Annotated in this window: 13 protein-coding genes; 8 read left to right on the forward strand and 5 right to left on the reverse strand. The window is 63.1% G+C overall.

Annotated features, from left to right (window positions below):
* Positions 1-45: 45 nt before the first annotated feature.
* From ACF8O8_RS02720 to ACF8O8_RS02735, 4 genes are read right to left on the reverse strand one after another with little or no spacing between them, the layout of a single operon-like run.
* Positions 46-1,008: a PoNe immunity protein domain-containing protein gene (locus tag ACF8O8_RS02720; RefSeq protein WP_392509198.1), complete on the reverse strand. Its 963-nt coding sequence runs from the start codon at positions 1,006-1,008 to the stop codon at positions 46-48.
* A gap of 15 nt (positions 1,009-1,023) precedes the next feature.
* Positions 1,024-1,980 (reverse strand): PoNi-like cognate immunity protein, encoded by a 957-nt coding sequence (locus tag ACF8O8_RS02725; RefSeq protein ID WP_392509199.1) that lies wholly within the window; start codon positions 1,978-1,980, stop codon positions 1,024-1,026.
* A 9-nt stretch (positions 1,981-1,989) separates the two neighbouring features.
* On the reverse strand, positions 1,990-3,393 hold the full coding sequence (locus ACF8O8_RS02730; protein WP_051122585.1) for a hypothetical protein: 1,404 nt from the start codon (positions 3,391-3,393) through the stop codon (positions 1,990-1,992).
* Positions 3,390-5,705, reverse strand: coding sequence for a type VI secretion system tip protein TssI/VgrG (locus tag ACF8O8_RS02735; protein WP_350298083.1), 2,316 nt, complete (start codon positions 5,703-5,705; stop codon positions 3,390-3,392). Before ACF8O8_RS02735 ends, ACF8O8_RS02730 begins: the two co-directional genes overlap by 4 nt.
* Before the next feature lie 897 nt (positions 5,706-6,602).
* Between ACF8O8_RS02735 and glgA the strand changes: the two genes are divergently transcribed.
* The 7 genes from glgA (at position 6,603) to ACF8O8_RS02770 (ending at position 18,243) form a co-directional block, all read left to right on the forward strand.
* Positions 6,603-8,162: a glycogen synthase GlgA gene (gene glgA, locus ACF8O8_RS02740; RefSeq protein WP_010954845.1), complete on the forward strand. Its 1,560-nt coding sequence runs from the start codon at positions 6,603-6,605 to the stop codon at positions 8,160-8,162.
* 14 nt (positions 8,163-8,176) lie between these two features.
* The gene (gene treZ / locus ACF8O8_RS02745; RefSeq protein ID WP_392509200.1) at positions 8,177-9,919 is read left to right on the forward strand and encodes a malto-oligosyltrehalose trehalohydrolase; all 1,743 of its coding nucleotides are present in this window, start codon (positions 8,177-8,179) and stop codon (positions 9,917-9,919) included.
* A complete protein-coding gene (gene malQ, locus ACF8O8_RS02750; RefSeq protein WP_392509201.1) occupies positions 9,916-11,985 on the forward strand; it encodes a 4-alpha-glucanotransferase in 2,070 nt (689 codons plus the stop codon). Before treZ ends, malQ begins: the two co-directional genes overlap by 4 nt.
* Positions 11,982-14,756, forward strand: coding sequence for a malto-oligosyltrehalose synthase (locus ACF8O8_RS02755; RefSeq protein WP_392509202.1), 2,775 nt, complete (start codon positions 11,982-11,984; stop codon positions 14,754-14,756). Before malQ ends, ACF8O8_RS02755 begins: the two co-directional genes overlap by 4 nt.
* Positions 14,757-14,770: 14 nt before the next feature.
* On the forward strand, positions 14,771-15,037 hold the full coding sequence (locus ACF8O8_RS02760) for a DUF2934 domain-containing protein (protein ID WP_049588259.1): 267 nt from the start codon (positions 14,771-14,773) through the stop codon (positions 15,035-15,037).
* Between the two features lie 136 nt (positions 15,038-15,173).
* Complete coding sequence (gene glgX, locus ACF8O8_RS02765) at positions 15,174-17,327, forward strand: glycogen debranching protein GlgX (protein WP_010954850.1); 2,154 nt, start codon at positions 15,174-15,176, stop codon at positions 17,325-17,327.
* Between the two features lie 121 nt (positions 17,328-17,448).
* On the forward strand, positions 17,449-18,243 hold the full coding sequence (locus ACF8O8_RS02770) for an endonuclease/exonuclease/phosphatase family protein (protein WP_003251297.1): 795 nt from the start codon (positions 17,449-17,451) through the stop codon (positions 18,241-18,243).
* 3 nt (positions 18,244-18,246) lie between these two features.
* On the opposite strand, the gene ACF8O8_RS02775 is transcribed toward ACF8O8_RS02770, so the two are convergent.
* Positions 18,247-18,372: a hypothetical protein gene (locus tag ACF8O8_RS02775; RefSeq protein ID WP_257645116.1), complete on the reverse strand. Its 126-nt coding sequence runs from the start codon at positions 18,370-18,372 to the stop codon at positions 18,247-18,249.
* Between the two features lie 187 nt (positions 18,373-18,559).
* Between ACF8O8_RS02775 and ACF8O8_RS02780 the strand changes: the two genes are divergently transcribed.
* Positions 18,560-19,636, forward strand: a complete 1,077-nt coding sequence (locus ACF8O8_RS02780; protein WP_392509203.1) for an autotransporter domain-containing protein — start codon at positions 18,560-18,562, stop codon at positions 19,634-19,636.
* The last annotated feature ends 100 nt before the right edge of the window (positions 19,637-19,736 follow it).

The following is a 19,736-nucleotide window of genomic DNA, read 5'->3' on the forward strand; positions in this document are numbered from 1 at the left end:
TCCTGAATCATGTAAAGCGCCACGCACTCATGCCGGCAGCGCCAATCAGAATGTCCTCGACAGCCGCCAGTGAACCACCTGGCCATCGATCTTGGGGAAGGGTGTCTGGTGCATGAACACCTGTTCACCCACACTGCGCTCGACGCAGGTGTAATGACCGGGCCATGGGCAAGGGGTGCCAGAAGGCCAGCCAGGAGCGTCCTCGCGCCTGGCGGTTTCCGGGTCGCGGAACTGTTTGCCCAGTCGTCGGTAATGCGCCCTTGCGATGAGTGCCTTTGGAAAAAAATGTGGGGCGCTCTCCAGAGCATCCCCTGGCACAGACCATAAAAACGCTACCAGCGCCGCTTCGAGTGCCCAGTAGCCCAAGTGGTCACCCCGTGCCCGGGCATGGCGATCGTGCCAATAGCAGCCATGCGCCTTGGCATACCACTGTTCGAGATAGCGCAAGAGCGCTTCATGCTGCGCTTGGCCACGCAGGTCGAGGCTCTCCAGCAAGGCGGCGTAGGTCTCGGGGTGAAGCAGCGAGGTCCCCGGGTATGCCTTGCTCAGCCGCAGGAACAGGCGATGCAGCAGCAGGTCGGGGCTGCGCTCGTCGTCCTGGTTCAGCCAGCCCAGCACCTGGTCGACACGATCGGGGTAACCGCACAGCACGGCCAACGACAGCAGCCACAAAGCAACCCGGTATTCGTCCGCCACCCAGGGGCGCAGTTGCTCGCAGGTTGTCGGGTACGCTGAAAAATGCCGGGTGAACTGGGCGAACGCGTAATCAACATAGGCCTCCACCAGTTCCAACGGCTCGCCACCCGAGTAGCGCTGGATGGCCAGCTCCAGTGCCATGTGCGCCCAGTCGCGGCTAAGGCCACGGTAATGATGCTTGCGCTCGGCGGGCCCAGCCAGCAAGGCCTGGAGGTCAGGGTTGGCGAACTCCTGCTCTTTTTCACAGGTCGAGGCGTGGTAATGCTGCTCGACCATCCACGGGTCGCGCTTGATGCTGTCGAACGGGTCCATAGGCCCTCCCGCACGCTATAAGCCTTTCACCAAGCGCCAAACCACGGAGCGCCCATTTTCGCTCGGCATTTCTACGCCTTGCATGAATGTCTGAGGCCCTACAGCCCATTCATCACATACCCACACACCCGTGCGCGGGCAAATTTCACCCGACTTGGCAAGTGCATCCGAATATGGCGCGCTTTGCAGGTGTTCAGGGAAGCTTTTGATCACTTGACGCTTGCGAGCATCGTCTACCAAATCCTTCGGGTAAAAAGGAAGGTCTCTGTAGGGTGCATCGTCGACGCCCCACAGCACAGTGACCAATCCTGCCTCAAATGCCCAGTAGCCAAAGAAACCCGCATCGCTTCGTGCTTTGTGCCGATCATGCCAATAACAGTTGCGCATGCCTCGATACCACTGCTTCAGGTAACTACGCACTGCCTGTTGCTGCTCATCCTTCTCAGTATTTAAAGCATTGAGCAATTCATGATAAGGGCGCTCATGAATCAACGTGCTCCCGGGGACAGTCACCCCAACACGAGAAAACAGTTGTCGCATCAGGATATCTTCACCGTCATCAGGGGCTTCACTCAAATAGCCTGCGACTTGCGTGATGCGCCCGGGTTTGTTGAACAGCACTGCAAACGAGAGAAGCCAGAGTGTGAATTGATACGCATCAGGCTCCCACAGCTTCAAGCTAAAACCCGGATAGGCTTTCTTGTGACGTTGAAATTGGGAAAACAGGTGATCTACATAAAACTCAAGTGAGTCAACGGGCTTACCTCCCGAATAAAGAGCAATGAGTAACTCCATGGACTGAAAGCACCATCTCCAGCTCAACATCTCAACATTTACATATTCGGGACGCTCAACTTCAAGAATAGACTCGGCTCGGCGCTCAACATAGTTCTCCTTCCAAAAAGCAACACTATCAAGATAGGCTGCCTCCTGCAAAAAAGGCTCACGTTTGACCTGTTCAAATTCTGCCATTACACACCCCTAATGAATTACATTACCGACAAATTTTGCATGTTCGTCGAGCTTGACTATTTTCGTTACCACACCACTTTCATCCACGATCATTAACCAACGCTCATACCCGGAGAATGCAATTTCTTCCGCCTGTTTTTTCCCAAGATCTAAGTCAAGCCTAGGTTCAATCCACGCATCACTCATCTGCCTGGCACTCGGAAACCCCTTACTCCCCTTCGTAACCGGCAAACTACCCGGCGAAAACGTGCCCCCCGTTCGATACTTGGTCTCGGTAATAATAAACGGCGGTGGCGGATGGGCATTACGATAGACGCCATCCAGCCCACGCCCGGTGGGTTTCATTTCCAGGCTGCGAGGCCCACGCGCAGCGGACAACAGGTTTTCATGGCCTTTGCCGAGCATGTACTGATCACTGACCACCTCCCCATAAATACCCTTCTGCGCCCGGGTCGCCGTCGCGTGATCGAACACGTGCACATTGGCGCCATGCGCAGCGATTGTCGGCGACGTGGGCACGGGCGGGCCGAGCGCACCCTCGGACCGCTCAAGGTAACGTGGGCGCATGCCGATGCCAGAGGTCACCCGCCCAGCACTCATGGCCATGGGCTCCGGCTTTTGCGCATGCACCCCGGCCTGCGCAACCTGCGCGGGCAGGTCGCTGGCCTGCTCCAGCACCTTGGCCAGCCTGGCATCGAGCTGCATCAGCGCATGCGGGATTTCCCGCAAGGCATGCACCTGCACGGCGTAGAACTGCGCTTCCATGGCCTGCAACCGCACCAACAGGTGCGAGGCCGCCTGGTTGAACGGCCAGTTGCCCAGGTAGCTGCGAAGCTTTGCCGTTGCCGCGAGAACCTTGGTCAAAAACAGGTTCAGGTAGGCCAGCAAGTCCTTTTCATAGCTCGCGAACCTGACCTGGTGCAGCCAGAACTCCACGCTGCCGCGGGTGAACTTGCCGAGAAACGCAACCACTGTCTGCAGGATGACCTGACTTTCACGTATCAACAGCAAGCACAAACCACGCAAGAACGCTGCTGCTTCCTGCCCAACCAGTGCGCCTGCCATCGAGCCCACGGGAGTGCCCACCGCCCCCACCACAGCGCCGATGATCGGCGCGATCAGGGTCATCAGGCAGGCCACCAGCAACACCCACTCTTGCCATTCCGGCGGCTGCGGCGTTGCCTGGCTGCCGTCCGCCGCGTAGCGCTTGCCCAGGCGCAGGCACACCGCAGCCAGGTCACGGGCACTGAGCACAATCACCACCCCCGGCACCAACGACAGCAGCATGTCGGCGATGACCACGCTCAGTGGCCGCTCCTCGGCAAACTCGCCAAGCACCAGGTCACGCAGCCAGCCAAAGCCGTCGGCCACTTTTTCCACCGCTTGGTCCAGCCAGTCAGCTGTCGAACTCATGGCTGGCCACCTGCTGAGGTGCAGCCGGCAAGCAATGCCTGCAAGGCAGCATCCAGCTCGGTTGCAGTCGTCAGCTGCAGCGGGCCCGGGCCAACTTCGTAGCGCACTTGGGCGCTGCAACCGGGAGTGACGCCAGCCAGGCGGGCATAGCCGTTCTGGTCGACCACGCCCTGGCGCTGGGTGCCATCGGACAACGTTGCCACGTAGGCCGTGCCCGCAATCGGCGTACCGTCGGCATGCACCAGGCGAAACTCGATTTCGTCCTGCTCAGGTGCAGGCGGTACTCCGTAACGTGCAGGCGCCTTGACCTGGGCGATGGCGTGTAACAGCAGTGGTTCGGGGCAACCGATTTCGATGCGGCCATCGCTCAGCTTGATAAAGGCCCCGCCGCAGCTCAGGGTCAGCGACGTTCGGCTGTCGATATGCACATGGCCGTGATGACTGGTGATCGACACATCCTCATCGGCGTCGACCCGCAGTTGCCCGCCGACCTGCACGCGCTTGTCCAGCGCGACCTGCTCGGTGGCCTCAAGGCCGACCATGACACTTAGCGCACCGCCAACGGCCAGCGACTTGCCCAGGCCAATGCTTTCAACTTTGCCAAGGGCGACCGTTTCGCGCTTGCTGGCGCCAACCTTGACGCTGCGGTTGCCGCCGATGTCCACCACTTCGTCATGCTCGACGCGTTCGCTACGGTCATTGCCAATGAGCGTGGTTTCGTTGTGTTTCACAACATTGTTCTGGTCGCGCTCGGCATGTATGAACACTTCCTGCCGCCCCAGCTCGTCTTCGAAGCGCAACTCGTTGAAGCCATCGCCTTTATGGGTCTGGCTCTTGATGGTCATGCGGGTCTTGTGATCCGGAAGGTCGTACGGCGGCAGCTGGTCACCGCAATAGGTGCGCCCGGTGATCATCGGCTGGTCGGGGTCGCCATTGACGTACTGGACAATCACATCCTGGCCGATACGCGGGATGGCCATCGAACCCCAGCTGCCACCGGCCCAGCCTTGCGACACCCGTACCCAGCAGGAGCTGAACTCGTTGTTCTTGCTCTCCCGGTCCCACGGGAAGCTGACCTTGACCCGCCCCCATTCGTCGCAATAGATCTCCTCACCAGGCGGGCCGACCACGGTGGCCATGTGTGGACCATCGATGCGCGGCTTGGCCATGGGGGCCGGGCGCCACTCGGCCATGCCCTGCACCAGCAGCGCATCGTTCACGTAGCGGGTGCCTTGTTCAGCACCAGCCGCTTCTTCCTGCAGGCTGGTGAGCTGGGTACCTTCGTGACACAGGCTGATCACGCGCCAGTGAACATTGAGATCTTCCCGCGGGTGGCCGACGAGGGTGAAGCTCAGGCCTGTCTGCAGGCGCACGTCGTCGCCCTGCACTTCGGCCAGGCATGCGTCGTGGCGCAGCGCCGTCAGCCGCGTTTCAGTGAAGGGCTTGCCCACCGCATCGCGCTTGTAGCGCCCCGGGTAATCAAAGCGCTCATAGTCCAGAGACTGGTGCGTGACGCCACTGGTATGGGCCTTGTGCTCCTGGCGGTAGGCCGGGTTGGTGAAGGTGTAGTCGCGCTGCACTTGCCGCGCAGTACGTACCTGCTCGCAATAGCGCAAACGCCGCAGGCACGCGCGGGCCTGGTCGCCACCACTGCTGGCGTGGTACAGCACCTTGTCGGGGCCGACATCATCCTCATCCAGCCAAAGCGCCTCGTCGTCCTCTGCCTTAAGCGCGCCCCGGCTGAGCAGCCCAAACGACAGCAAGCGGTCGGTAACGATCAGCGTGTGCTGCCGGGCGCAGTGTTCGAAGCGGTAGACGAACCCCTCTTCAGCGGCAAGGCGATGGATGAAGTCGAGGTCGGTTTCACCCGCCTGAACACAAAACTCCCGCACTTGGTGCTGCGCGCTGCTTTTCAGCTCAAAGCGGGTGATGCCCTGACGCTTGAACATGAGTTCAAGAATCTGCGGCACGGTTTTCTGCTGAAAGATCCGCCAGTTCGAACGCAACCGCGCGCGGGCCAGCTGCGGCTCGACCACGGCGTGGTAGCGCGTGCGACAAAAGCCGGTTTCGCCCTGGCTGAAGGCACTGACCAAGCCATGCACATGACGCAGTGGCCGGTCTGCGCAATACAGGGTGAATAGCGCAGGCTTGTCCAGCACCTGGCCGAAGTCGATATCACTTTCGTAGCTGACAAGTTCCAGGTTCAGCACAAATGGCTGGTTGAGTGCTTCATCCAGCTTGAATGAAACCACTTCGAATTCCGTTCGCCCGGCGAGCGCCTGAAAACTGAAGCGAAAGTCAGACTGTTTCATGAGTTGCTCTACCCGCCATCATGTTTACCGGCGAAAAACAACCACACCCTGGCTTTCTTCAAGATGAGAATGTCGAACGAAATTGGCCTGCCACCCAGGTGCAAGCCCGCTAAATGCTTGGCATTGCGGGCTTCACCCCATGATGGCGATCAGGATGAGGCAGTGGATTGAGGAGCAACCTAAACCGTATCACCACGATAAGACAGGAACGGTGGGTTTAATATAAATGGAGATTCCGCAGGCAATTTCCTACAGCATAAACTTACAACTTTTTATCATGAGACCCGTTTGCCTAACTGCCGACCCTGCAACTCAGATAATTATTCGATCCAAACTTCTTGAACCGCTTGGATACTCGCCCCTGTGCAGGGCGTCGCACCGATATAGGATTGGGCACATCCGGACATGCACCAGCCAGCCCCATTTGGCGGTACGAATACGCACCAAAACAGTGCGCAACTGTCATGCATGGGGCAATGCCGTTCGCCCCTCACCCTCTCGCGCGCCCTACGTTCACCTCCGCTTCAATACGCCAACGTTTGCGTCTATTCCGCGGCATCACAATGGTGACCAGTGGGTCACCTTTTTATCTTTTTCTCTCCTACACTCAGGTTTCGGCCCGCCATTTGCTCAATGGAAGAGTGACGAAAAAAAGTCGAACTTTACGGAAAGCGGGCAGGTCAGGAACTAAGTAGGCCAAACGCAAAGGGACTTCCCAGCCACGGCCACCAACCCAACAGCCCAATCGCTTTCGGCCGGAACGCCGATCGCGCCGTGCGTGCGCGCACGACACAGGGGCATGGAACGCACTACGCAGCATTCAGCAAGCAGAGAGAACCAGCACGAAACATCGCCACGGGTGCCAGCACCCGACCAAGCATAGGGACGGAGAGAAGTATGATCAGTGCCGCTGTCGAGCCTCACGTAGACGCTTTCAAACCGGATAACCGCGAGCCGCTCACCCCGGATTTCGCCACGACAGGCAAGGCACCCGGCGCCCAGCGCCAGCACAACCCGAACAAGCGCAAGATTCTGTTCGTGACCTCGGAAATCGCCGACCTGGTGAAAACCGGTGGCCTGGGTGACGTGTCCGCTGCCCTGCCCCGTGCCCTGGCGCACCTGCACGATGTGCGGGTCCTCATCCCCGGCTACCGCCAGGTGATGGAAAGCGACAACCCTATACATATCGTGGGTGAACTGGGCGGCCATGCGGCCCTGCCGCCATGCAAGATCGGGCGCATGGACATGGCCGACGGCCTGGTCATCTATGTGTTGATCTGCCCCGAACTGTACCAGCGCGACGGCACACCCTATGGTGCCAACAATGGCCGCGACTGGCCCGACAACCACATCCGCTTCGCCCGCCTGGGCCTGGCTGCCGCCGAAATCGCTGCGGGCGAAGGCAAGATCCACTGGACGCCGGAAGTGGTGCACGCGCATGACTGGCCGGCCGGCCTGGCCCCGGCCTACATGCACTGGCGCGGCCTGAATACGCCCACGCTGTTCACCATCCACAACCTGGCGTACCAAGGTGTGTACAGCCGCGGCTGCAGCCCGGAGCTGGCAATACCCGAACATGCCATGCAGCAAGAAGGCATGGAATTCTACGGCAAGCTGTCGTTCCTCAAGGCCGGCCTGGCCTACTCCAGCCACATCACCACAGTCAGCGCCACCTATGCCCGGGAAATCACCACCCCTGAATTCGGCTGCGGCCTGGACGGTTTCCTCGCCAGCAAGGCCCAGCAAGGCCTGCTCGGTGGCATCCCCAACGGCATCGACGAAAGCTGGGACTCGGCTACCGACAAGCACCTGCAACACAACTTCAGCATCAATGACTGGGAGGGCAAAGCGCGTAACACCCAAGAGGTGCGCGAGCTGTTCGGCCTGGACGATTCCGAAGGCCCGCTGTTCGCCGTGGTGTCACGGCTGGTCTATCAAAAGGGCCTGGACCTGACCCTGGGCGTGGCCGACTACATCGTCGAGCAAGGCGGGCAGATCGCGATCATCGGCCGCGGCGAGCCGGAAGAGGAACAGGCCATGCGCGAGCTGGCGCTGCGCCACCCGGGCCGCATCGGTGTGCGTATCGGCTTCAATGAAACCGATGCCCGGCGCATGTTCGCCGGCAGCGATTTCCTGCTGATGCCGTCGCGCTACGAGCCGTGCGGCCTCAGCCAGATGTACGCGCAACGCTTCGGCTCGCTGCCGGTAGCACGTAATACCGGTGGCCTGGCCGACACCATCGAGTGCGGCGTGACGGGCTTCCTGTTCAACGAGTCCACCGTCGAGAGCTACCGCGAGGCACTCAGCCGCGCCTTCTATGTATACGGCAAGAAGGACCTGCTGAACGCCATGCGCTGCCTGTCGATGACCCAGCCGTTCAACTGGTGCCAGGCGGTTGAACCCTATGCCCGCCTGTACGAGGACCTGGTCAAGCAGACACAACTGAGCCATTACTGAGCGGGGGTCGGAAGATGCACAGACATGGCGCACACTTGCTGGACGCCACGTCGGCGCGCTTCGCCCTCTGGGCGCCGGATGCGCGCAGCGTGAGCGTGGAACTGGAGCGGCAGCCGGCCATCGAACTGCTGCCGGATGATGAGGGTTGGTACAGCGGCGTTGCGCCATGCCAGGCCGGTGACCGTTACCACTACCGTATCGACGGTGAGCTGCAGGTGGCCGACCCGGCCTCGCGCTACCAGCCCGACGGCGTACACGGGCCAAGCCAGGTAGTGGATGTGGCCGGTTACGCCTGGCAACACCCGTGGCAGGGCCGGCCTTGGCATGAGGCCGTGATCCAGGAGGTGCATGTCGGCCTGCTCGGGGGTTATGCCGGGGTTGCCCGGCAACTGCCGCGCCTGGCCGAACTGGGCATCAGCGCGATCGAGCTGATGCCGCTGGGGCAGTTTCCCGGCGAACGCAACTGGGGCTACGACGGCGTACTGCCATACGCCCCACAGAATACCTACGGCAGCCCCGAGCAGCTGTGTGCACTGGTCGACCAGGCCCACGGCCACGGGCTGATGGTGCTGGTCGATGTGGTGTACAACCACTTCGGCCCCGACGGCAATTACCTGCACCAGTACGCCAGCCCTTTCTTCCGCGAGGACCGGCAGACACCTTGGGGCGCGGCCATCGACTTTCGCCGCCCGCAGGTGCGCGAGTACTTTATCCAGAACGCCCTGATGTGGCTGTGCGACTACCGCTTCGACGGCCTGCGCCTGGATGCGGTGCATGCCATCGACCAGCCCGACTTCCTGATCGAGCTGGCCAAACGGGTGCGCGCCGCCGTAGAACCGGGCCGGCACGTTTGGCTGGTGCTGGAGAACGAGCACAACCAGGCGGGCCTGCTGGAACAGGGTTACGACGCCCAGTGGAACGATGACGGCCACAATGCCCTGCACGTGCTGCTGACCGGTGAAACCGAAGGTTACTATGCCGACTTCCAGCATCGCCCCATCGACCAACTGGCACGGTGCCTTGGCGAAGGTTTCGTGTTCCAGGGCCAGGCCAACCGGCACGGCAAACCACGCGGCGAACCCAGCGGGCATTTGCCGCCCAGCGCCTTCGTGTTGTTCCTGCAGAACCACGACCAGATCGGCAACCGCGCGCTGGGTGAGCGCCTGACCCGCCTATGCCCCGCGCCAGCCCTGCGTGCAGCCACCGGCCTGTTGCTGCTGGCCCCCATGGTTCCGCTGCTTTTCATGGGCGACGAAGCCGGCAGTTGCCAGCCGTTCCTGTTTTTTACCGACTTCCATGACGCGCTGGCCGACGCGGTACGCGAAGGCCGTCGTGGCGAGTTCGCCCACTTCGCCGCGTTCGCCGACCCCAAGCAGCGTGAGCACATTCCCGACCCCAACGCCGAACAGACATTCGCCTCTTCACGCCCGCAGAACAAGGCGGTGATCGCCGGCTGGCACGGCCTTTACCAGCAACTGCTCGACCTGCGCCGCCGCCACATCATCCCGCACTTGCCCGGCAGCCGTGCGCTGGGCGCCGAGGTGCACGCTGACAAAGCGCTGACCGCGCGCTGGCAGCTGGGCAACGGCAACACTCTGCGCATCGACCTGAACCTGGCCGACACCCCACAGGCGGTCGAACTGCCCGCGCCATCCACACGGCTGTTCGACAGCAGCGACACCCGCCACCCGGATACCCACCTGGCTGCCTACAGCTGTGTGGTCAGCCTGCTTCCCCCTGCCCAGGAGCGCCCATGAGCGAAACCGCCCTGCACCGTCTGGCAACCAGCGTCGGGCTGAACCGCGACTGGATCGACGCCAATGCCAGGCCCCAGCGTGTCAGCGACGACGTGCTGCGCAACATCCTCGAAGGCCTTGGCCACCCGGCCGGCGATGATGCGGCCGTTGCCGCCAGCCTGCGTGCGGTGGAAACCGCCGAAGACAGCGAACACCTGCCGCCCTTGCTGACCGCCGACGTAGGCCAGCCGCTGGCGCTGTCGCGCTACTTCAGTGCCGCCAGCGTGGCCCACTGCACCCTGGAAGATCACACCTCGGTCACCCTCAGCCTCGATGACCAGGCGCGCCTGCCCGGCGAGCTGCCCATCGGCTATCACCAAGTGGAAATCGACAGCCGCCGCTTCACCGTGGCGGTGGCGCCAACACGCTGCCACAGCCTGGAAGACAAGGTGCAACAGCCGCCACCACGCTGCTGGGGCCTGGCAGTGCAGCTGTACAGCCTGCGCCGCCCCGGCGATGGGGGCTTCGGCGACTGCCTGGCGCTGGAGCAGTTGGCCCGCTCGGCCGCCGAGCGCGGCGCCGATGCCTTGGCTATCAGCCCGATTCACGCCCTGTCGGCCATCGACCAGGAACACTACAGCCCCTACTCACCGTCCAGTCGCCTGCTGCTCAACACCCTGTACACCAGCCCCGCGGCCCTGCTGGGTGAACGGGAAGTGCGCATGGCCATCGAAGCCTGCGGGCTGGAGCAACAACTCGAAGAGCTGGAGCAGCGCCCTCTGGTCGACTGGCCACGCGCCGCCAGCGCCCGGCTGCGTTTGCTTGAAGCGCTTTACCAAGGCTTCAGCCACGGCGACCACCCGCTACGCACAGATTTTGACAGCTTCCGCGAAGCCGGCGGCCAGACCCTGGAGCACCACTGCCGCTTCGAGGTTCTGCAGGCCCAGGCAGTGGAGCACGGCCTCGGGGCCGACTGGCGCAACTGGCCCAAAGCCTGGCATGACCCCTACCACCCGGAAGTGGAGGCTTTAGCCAATGCCTACCCGGCCAAGGTCGAGTTCCACGCCTTCTGCCAGTGGCTGACTGAACGTGGCCTGCAACGTGCCCACGAAGCGGCCCGCAGCAACGGCATGGCCGTGGGCCTGATCGCCGACCTGGCGGTGGGCGCCGATGGTGCCGGCAGCCAGGCCTGGAGCCGCCAGGACGAACTGCTGGCCGGCCTGAGCGTGGGTGCGCCGCCCGACATCCTCAACCACGTAGGGCAGGATTGGGGCATTTGCGCCTTCTCGCCCGACGGCCTCAAGCGCAATGGCTATCGCGCCTTCATCGAGATGCTGCGGGCCAACCTCGCCCACGCTGGCGGCCTGCGCATCGACCATGTGATGGGCCTGCGCCGGCTATGGCTGATCCCGCAGGGGGCCAAACCCAGCGAAGGCGCCTACCTCGACTACCCGCTAGACGACCTGTTGCGCCTGCTGGCGCTGGAGTCGGTGCGTCACCAGGCGATCATCCTCGGCGAAGACCTGGGCACCGTGCCCGACAGCCTGCGCGAAAAGCTGGCCGAGAAAGCGGTGCTGGGCATGCGCGTGCTGCCGTTCGAGCAGACCCAGCCGGGCCAGTTCAAGCCGATTCTCGACTGGCCGGACAATGCCCTGGCCACAACCGGCACCCACGACCTGGCGCCACTGGCCGGCTGGCTGGCAAACCGCGACATCGACTGGAGACACCGCTTGCACCTGATCGACGCCGCTACCGAATTGCACTGGCGACACGAGCGTCAGAAAGAACGCGAAGGCCTGCGCCGCATCCTGGAGGCCAACTACGGCGAACTGAAGGACAACGACGCGCTGATCGATGCGGCCATCCGCTTCGTTGGCCATACCCGTGCACCGCTGGTGCTGGTACCGCTGGAAGACCTGCTGGGCTGCGACGAGCAACCCAACCTGCCGGGCACCACCAATGGCCATCCCAACTGGCGGCGGCGCTTTGCCCGTCCGGTACGCGAACTGCTCGACGACGAGGATGCCGCACGGCGCCTGGAGCTGCTGGCCCAGGCCCGCGAACAGGCGTGGGAGCGTGACCGATGAAGCCACTGACCGCGACCCTGCGCCTGCAATTCCACAGCGACTTCACCCTCGACCACGCTGTACCGCTGGTGCCGTATTTCGCCCAGCTGGGCATCAGCCACCTGTATGCCTCGCCCATCCTCAAGGCCCGCGCGGGCTCGCGCCATGGCTACGACGTGGTCGATCCTACCTGCGTCAACCCGGAGCTGGGCGGCGAGGCCGCGCTGGAGCGCCTGGTTGCCGCCCTGCGCCAGCATGGCATGGGGCTGATCCTCGACACGGTGTCCAACCACATGGCCGTAGGCGGTGCCGACAACCCCTGGTGGCAAAGCCTGCTGGCCTGGGGACGGCGCAGTCCGTATGCAGAGTTCTTCGACATCCAGTGGCACTCCAGCGACCCACTGCTGGCCGGGCAACTGCTGTTGCCGTTCCTCGGCAGCGACTACGGCGTGGCGCTCAGGAATGGCGAGATACCACTGCAGTTCGACAAACAGCAGGGGCTGCTGCAAGTGGCCCATTACGCGCATCGTTTCCCGATCTGCCCGGTCGATTACGGCTGGATTCTCGCGCTCAGCCCGGAACCTGCACTCAAGGTGCTGGCCGAGCGCTTCACGGCATTGGGCGACTCGGCCACCCCGCTGGCCGATAGCCTGCCGCTCCAAGCCGAACTGGCCCGCCTGGTGCGAGAAGGTGCCGACCTCGAATCGGCCCTGGTGGCCTTCGACAGCCGCAGCGAGGCCGGTTTCAAGCGCCTGCACCTGCTGCTGGAACGCCAGACCTACCGCCTGGCCAGCTGGCGTACCGCTGCCGACGACATCAACTGGCGGCGCTTCTTCGACATCAACGAGCTGGGCGGCCTGCGCGTGGAGCGCGCCGTGGTGTTCGAAGCCACCCATGCCAAGCTGTTCGAACTGATCGAACGCGGCCTGGTGGACGGCCTGCGCATCGACCATATCGACGGCCTTGCAGACCCGCGTGGCTACTGCCGCAAACTGCGCCGAAGGGTTGATAGCCTGCTGGCGCGGCGGCCGCTGAATGCAGGGCTGGAGCACTTCCCTCTGTACGTGGAAAAGATCCTGGGTGCCGACGAGCACCTGCACCGCGACTGGCTTACCGACGGCACCACCGGCTACGAGTTCATGAACCAGGTGTCGCTGCTGCAGCATGATCCGGCCGGCGAAGCGCCGCTGAGCGAACTGTGGAGCAACGTCAGCGAGCGCTCGGACTTCCCTGAAGAAGTGCGCCAGGCCCGTCACCTGGTGCTCAACGCCAGCCTGGCCGGTGACTGCGAGTCGGTGGCCCAGGCACTGTTGCAGGTGGCGCGCAACGACCTGATGACCCGTGACCTGACCCTGGGCGCGATTCGCCGGGCCTTGCAGGCGTTGGTGGCGCATTACCCGGTTTACCGAACCTACTTCAATGCCTGCGGGCGCCCGGCGCAGGACGAAACGTTCTTCCAGCAGGCCCTGACCAATGCCCGGCAAGACCTTGCCGAAGCTGACTGGCCGCTACTGGACCAACTTGAACGGTGGCTGGGCGGGCAAGCCTGGCGGCATCTGCCACCGGGGCGCGCCCGCAAGCAACTGCGCCACGCCTGCGTGCGCTTCCAGCAACTGACTGCGCCCAGCGCCGCCAAAGCCGTGGAAGACACCGCCTTCTACCGCAGCGCGCGGCTGCTGTCGCGTAACGACGTGGGTTTCGAGGCCGAGCGCTTCAGCGCCCCCCCCATGCATTTCCACAACGAGGCCCAGCGGCGCCTGCGCGATTTCCCCGACAACCTGCTGACCACCGCCACCCACGACCACAAGCGCGGCGAAGACACGCGTGCACGCCTGGCCGTACTCAGCGAGCGCGGCACGTGGCTGGCCAGCCGGGTAGAGCATTGGCGTGAGCTGGCCGCCCCCCTGCGCGCGCAGTTGGACGACGGGCTGGCACCCAGCCCCGGCGACGAGTTGATGCTGCTGCAGACCCTGCTCAGCAGTTGGCCCTTGGACCTCGACCTGAACGACGACAATGCCCTGCGTCAATACGCCGAGCGTGTTCGCCAGTGGCAGCAGAAGGCCCTGCGCGAGGCCAAGCTGCGCAGTAGCTGGAGCGCGCCGAACGAGGCCTACGAAGGCGCCTGCGCTCATTACCTCGACGGCCTGCTGCTGGACAGCGAGAACCAGCAACTGCGCAAGTCGCTGGCCGACGCGGCGCAGCTGCTGGCCTGCCCCGGCGCTCTCAATGGCCTGGTCCAGGCCCTGTTGCGCATGACCACACCCGGTGTGCCCGACCTGTACCAGGGTAACGAATACTGGGACTTCAGCCTGGTCGACCCGGACAACCGCCGCGCCGTGGACTACGCTTCGAGGCGTCGCACGCTGGACGATGCCACGCCGGCCGCCGAGCTGCTGGCGCACTGGCGCGACGGCCGTGTCAAACAGGCCTTGATCGCCCGCGTGCTGGACTGCCGCCAGGCCCATGCCGAGCTGTTCCGCCGCGGTGCCTACCTGCCACTGACCGTACAGGGCCGGCACGCTGACAAGGTCATTGCCTTTGCTCGCCTGGGGGAAGGCGAGCACGCCATCGTCGTCGCCCCGCGCCTGGCCAGCAGCCTGCTCGGAGGTGCCGCTACACCGTTGATCCCGGCGCAGAACTGGGACGACACCCGGCTGGTATTGCCGTTTGCCTTGTCACCTGCCAACTCGACGGGACTTTTCGCCTGTGCGGCGGTCAGCTCTTCAAAGGAGTTGCCGTTGAGCGCCGTGCTGGCGGAATTTCCGGTCAACGTGTTGATACAACAATCTTGAGCATCAGGAGCGTCATGATGAGTGTCGATGAAAAGCGTATTCGCGAATTTGCCTACCAGATCTGGGAATCCGAAGGTAAGCCCGTAGGGGAAGAAGAACGCCACTGGGAAATGGCCCGCAAGCTGGCCGAGGCCGAAGCGCTGGCGCCCAAGGCAGCCCCGCGCAAGAAGGCAGCGGCCAAGCCGAAGGCGCCTGCCGAACCCAAGGCGGCTGCCCTGCCGGGGGTTAAACCCACTGCGGTGAAAAAGCCCCGGGCGGTGAAAAAGCCTACTGCCGGTTAAGCCTGTCCGGGCCTCTTCGCGGGTAAACCCGCTCCTACAGGTTCATCACAGGCGCATGTAGGAGCGGGTTTACCCGCGAAGTGGCCAATGCAGGACAGCACAATTCCCCTTCCATCACGGCCACTCGAGGATCGTCATGAGCCCCCGCACCCCAAAGAAAACCCGCTCGGTCGCACCATCGCGCATTCGCGAAGGCATGCCCTTCCCCCTCGGCGCCACCTGGGATGGCCTTGGGGTCAACTTCGCTCTCTTCTCGGCCAACGCCACCAAGGTCGAGCTGTGCCTGTTCGACTCCACCGGCGAGCAGGAACTCGAGCGCATAGAGCTGCCCGAATACACCGATGAGATCTACCATGGCTACCTCCCGGACGCTCACCCCGGCCTGGTCTATGGCTACCGGGTGTATGGCCCCTACGAGCCGGAAAACGGCCACCGCTTCAACCCCAACAAACTGCTGATCGACCCGTATGCCAAGCAACTGGTCGGCAGCCTGAAATGGTCCGAGGCACTGTTCGGCTACACCATCGGCCACCCCGATGGTGACCTGTCGTTCGACGAGCGCGACAGCGCGCCTTTCGTCCCCAAATGCAAGGTTATCGACCCGGCGTTCACCTGGGGCCGCGACCAGCGCGTGCAGATCCCATGGGAGCGCACGATCATCTATGAAGCGCATGCCCGCGGCATCAGCATGCGCCACCCGGCTGTGCCTGAAGAACTGCGCGGCACCTTCGCCGGCCTGGCCAACGACGAGTTGCTCAAACACATCAAGGACCTTGGTGTGTCGAGCATCGAGCTGTTGCCGATTCACGCCTTCGTCAACGACCAGCACCTGCTGGACAAGGGCCTGAACAACTACTGGGGCTACAACAGCATCGCCTTTTTCGCCCCGCACCCGCGCTACCTGGCCAGCGGCAAGATCGCCGAGTTCAAGGAGATGGTCGCGCACCTGCACGACGCGGGGCTTGAGGTGATCCTGGACGTGGTCTACAACCACACCGCCGAAGGCAACGAGCGCGGCCCGACCCTGTCGATGCGCGGCATCGACAACGCCTCGTACTACCGCCTGATGCCGGACGACAAGCGCTACTACATCAACGACTCCGGCACTGGCAACACACTGGACCTGAGCCACCCCTGCGTGCTGCAGTTGGTCACCGACTCGCTTCGCTACTGGGCCGGCGAAATGCACGTGGACGGCTTTCGCTTCGACCTGGCGACCATCCTTGGCCGTTACCACGATGGCTACAGCGAGCGTCATGGCTTCCTGGTCGCCTGCCGCCAGGACCCGATGCTGAGCCAGGTCAAGCTGATTGCCGAACCGTGGGATTGCGGCCCCGGCGGCTACCAGGTGGGCAACTTCGCCCCGGGCTGGGCGGAATGGAACGACCGCTTCCGCGATACCGCACGCGCCTTCTGGAAAGGCGACGAAGGCCAGCTGGCCGATTTTGCCGCGCGCTTGACCGCCTCGGGCGACATGTTCAACAACCGCGGGCGCAGGCCCTATTCCTCGGTCAACTTCATCACCGCCCACGACGGTTTCACCCTGCGCGACCTGGTGTCCTACAACCACAAGCACAACGAAGACAACGACGAAAACAACCAGGACGGCACCGACAACAACCTGTCGTGGAACTGCGGCGTCGAAGGGCCGACCGACGACCCGGCGATCAATGCCCTGCGCATGCGCCAGATGCGCAACTACTTCGCCACCTTGCTGCTGGCCCAGGGCACGCCAATGATCGTTGCCGGCGACGAGTTCAGCCGCACCCAGCACGGCAACAACAACGCTTACTGCCAGGACAGCGAGATCGGCTGGGTGAACTGGGACCTGGACGAGGAAGGCCAAGAGCTGCTGGCCTTCGTCAAGCGCCTGACGCGCCTGCGCCTGGCCTACCCGGTGCTGCGCCGCTCGCGCTTTCTGGTGGGTGACTACAATGAGGCAATTGGGGTCAAGGACGTGACCTGGCTGGCACCCGATGGCAGCGAGATGAGCGTTGAGCAATGGGAAGACCCACACGGGCGTTGCCTGGGCATGCTGATAGATGGCCGGGCGCAGGTCAGCGGTATCGCCCGGCCAGGTGCCGAGGCCACCGTGTTGCTGATCGTCAATGCCCACCATGACATCGTGCCATTCAAGCTACCGGCCGTGCCCGAAGGCGATTACTGGAGCTGCCTGGTCGATACCGACCGGCCGGAGTTGCGCAAGGGGCAGCACCTGCAATTTGATAGTACGTTCGAGGTGAAGGGTCGGTCGATGCTGCTGATGGTGTTGCAGTACGACGAGGAGTGAACGGTGATAGCCCAGGCAGGTCCTACGTTGTGATCGCCACGCCAAACCCGGTGGGAACGGTGTACCGGCCCCCACAGGGTTTGGCGGCGACAGTGAGGCAGGGTTAACTTCAGGAGGAATCGTGAGCCTCGAAGCCGGCAGTAATGGTTTCGCCAGCGTCAGCCAGGCCCCGGCCGTGAAACGCCTGCGGGTACTGACGGTGAATACCCACAAGGGCTTCACCGCCTTCAACCGGCGCTTTATCTTGCCGGAGCTGCGCGAGGCGGTGCGCAGTACACAGGCCGACATTGTCTTCCTTCAGGAAGTGCTCGGCAGCCACGATCGCCACGCCGCGCGCTACCCCGGCTGGCCGCAGACCTCGCAGTACGAATTCCTCGCCGACAGCATGTGGAGCGACTTTGCCTATGGCCGCAACGCGGTCTACCCTGACGGCCACCACGGCAATGCGTTGCTGTCCAAATACCCGATCATCGAGCACCGCAACCTGGACGTGTCGATCACCGGCCCCGAACGCCGCGGCCTGTTGCACTGTGTGCTGGAGGTGCCGGGGCAAGGCCAGGTGCATGCGGTCTGCGTGCACCTGTCGTTGCTGGAAAGCCACCGGCAAAAGCAGCTGCAGTTGCTGCGTAAACTGCTGGACGCCCTGCCGGCCAACGCCCCGGTGATCATCGCCGGCGACTTCAACGACTGGAAAAGCCATGGCAACCGCACCCTTGGCCTGCAACGCGACTTGCACGAAGCCTTCGAGCGCCACCACGGCCACCTCGCCCGCACCTATCCTGCCCGCCTGCCACTGCTGCGACTGGACCGCATTTACCTGCGTAATGCCGAAAGCCATGGGCCGCGGATTCTGGGGCACAAACCTTGGTCGCACCTGTCAGATCATCTGCCGCTGGCAGTGGAAGTGCGCCTTTAGCAATCATTCTTCATAGCCACGGCACGGCAAATAGCGATCCCCGCTATACCCTGCTGTTTTTACCGATAAAACAACAGGTTGAGCGTTACGACGTACCTTGAACACTTCCTTCACGCTTTCTTGACGCAAGCGGTGACCTCTCCTTAGCTGAACAGTACCAAGCTGTAAAAAACTTGCGCCGGGCCTCTAGCTCGCGCCTTCGTGCGCGTTTGCGATAACTGGCGTGCTGGTTTGGGTCGCCCACTGTTTTTGCCGTACAGCTCGTGACAACAGGCCAGGTTCTCGGGCTGCACCACAAAAACAAAGGAGATCCGCCATGAAAAGCACCACGAACCCCTTGCGCTTCGACAGCATTTTCTACGCGGTTTCCACGTCGCTGCTTCTGGCAACCCCGGTGGAAACGATCGCGTACGAACTGCAGGGTGACCCCACCTCCCCCGGCTTTCTGCAGCAACCCGTGGCGGCGCAACTGTCGCTCGACCCGCTCAGTGCCAGTGGGTTGAGTCTCGGCACCCTCAATGCGTTTTCGCAGCAGATGAGCGAACGCCACCAGCAGCCGGCACCGGACCTGATTGCCAGTCAGTGGGCGCAGTTCTTCCCCACCAGTGCGCGCGGCCGCGCGCTGCCCCCGGCACAGCTGGAGGCGCCCAGCCAGCAACTGATGATCGGCCCGGACCTGTTCGTGCGTGAAACTGCAGCGGGCGATGTGCACCGCGCAGGGATTTTCGTGGGGCACAACAACCTGCAAAGCAGCTTCAGAGGCGCGCGCCCTCTGCTGGGCGACAAGCAGCGCAAAGCGGTGAACTTGAGCGGGGAAAGCCTGGGGGTGTACTGGAGCATGACCCATGAACAGGGTTGGCACCTGGATGCCGTAGCCATGGGCTCGCGGATCGACGTGATGGGCCGTGGCGAAAACGGCCAGCGCCTGGACGACAGTGGCCACGCAATGACCTTCTCGGTAGAGGGCGGTTACCCGATCCGCCTGGGGGGCAACTGGGTCATCGAGCCCCAGGCACAGTTGATCAACCAGCAATTCTTCCCTGGCAACCAGGTGCAGGAAGAGACCTTGCAAGCCTTCGACAGCCAGCCGAGCTGGAGCGGCCGGGTCGGTGCCAAGTTGTCCGGGCGCTACGAAGTGCGCGGCATGCCCATCGAACCCTATGTGCGTACCAACGTGTGGTATGACTTCAGCAATGCCGATGAGGTGAAGCTGGACCAGGTCGACAAGATCTCCAGCTCGCGCTATTCGACCACAGTGGAGTTGGGCTTGGGGCTGGTGGCGCGGGTGACGCCTTCGGTGGCGTTGTTCGTCAGCGCCGATTACAGCAGTGATGTGGATGACAATGACCTGAACGGGTTGATTGGCAGCCTTGGGGTGCGGATGCGGTGGTAGGCAGGGCCGGCCCCTTCGCGGGTAAACCCGCTCCTACACGGGTCACCGCCGGGTGCGGTGCCTGCGTAGGAACGGGTTTACCCGCGAAAAGGCCAGTACA

This window comes from Pseudomonas sp. TYF_14, assembly GCF_043105275.1.
Taxonomy (GTDB): domain Bacteria; phylum Pseudomonadota; class Gammaproteobacteria; order Pseudomonadales; family Pseudomonadaceae; genus Aquipseudomonas; species Aquipseudomonas alloputida.

Bases quoted from the DNA above. Each gene is read 5' to 3' on its own strand.
- ACF8O8_RS02735 (WP_350298083.1), bottom strand. From the start codon at position 5,705: ATGAAACAGTCTGACTTTCGCTTCAGTTTTCAGGCGCTCGCCGGGCGA.
- ACF8O8_RS02720 (WP_392509198.1), bottom strand. From the start codon at position 1,008: ATGGACCCGTTCGACAGCATCAAGCGCGACCCGTGGATGGTCGAGCAG.
- glgA (WP_010954845.1), top strand. From the start codon at position 6,603: ATGATCAGTGCCGCTGTCGAGCCTCACGTAGACGCTTTCAAACCGGAT.
- malQ (WP_392509201.1), top strand. From the start codon at position 9,916: ATGAGCGAAACCGCCCTGCACCGTCTGGCAACCAGCGTCGGGCTGAAC.
- ACF8O8_RS02730 (WP_051122585.1), bottom strand. From the start codon at position 3,393: ATGAGTTCGACAGCTGACTGGCTGGACCAAGCGGTGGAAAAAGTGGCC.
- glgX (WP_010954850.1), top strand. From the start codon at position 15,174: ATGAGCCCCCGCACCCCAAAGAAAACCCGCTCGGTCGCACCATCGCGC.
- treZ (WP_392509200.1), top strand. From the start codon at position 8,177: ATGCACAGACATGGCGCACACTTGCTGGACGCCACGTCGGCGCGCTTC.
- ACF8O8_RS02755 (WP_392509202.1), top strand. From the start codon at position 11,982: ATGAAGCCACTGACCGCGACCCTGCGCCTGCAATTCCACAGCGACTTC.
- ACF8O8_RS02780 (WP_392509203.1), top strand. From the start codon at position 18,560: ATGAAAAGCACCACGAACCCCTTGCGCTTCGACAGCATTTTCTACGCG.
- ACF8O8_RS02760 (WP_049588259.1), top strand. From the start codon at position 14,771: ATGATGAGTGTCGATGAAAAGCGTATTCGCGAATTTGCCTACCAGATC.
- ACF8O8_RS02725 (WP_392509199.1), bottom strand. From the start codon at position 1,980: ATGGCAGAATTTGAACAGGTCAAACGTGAGCCTTTTTTGCAGGAGGCA.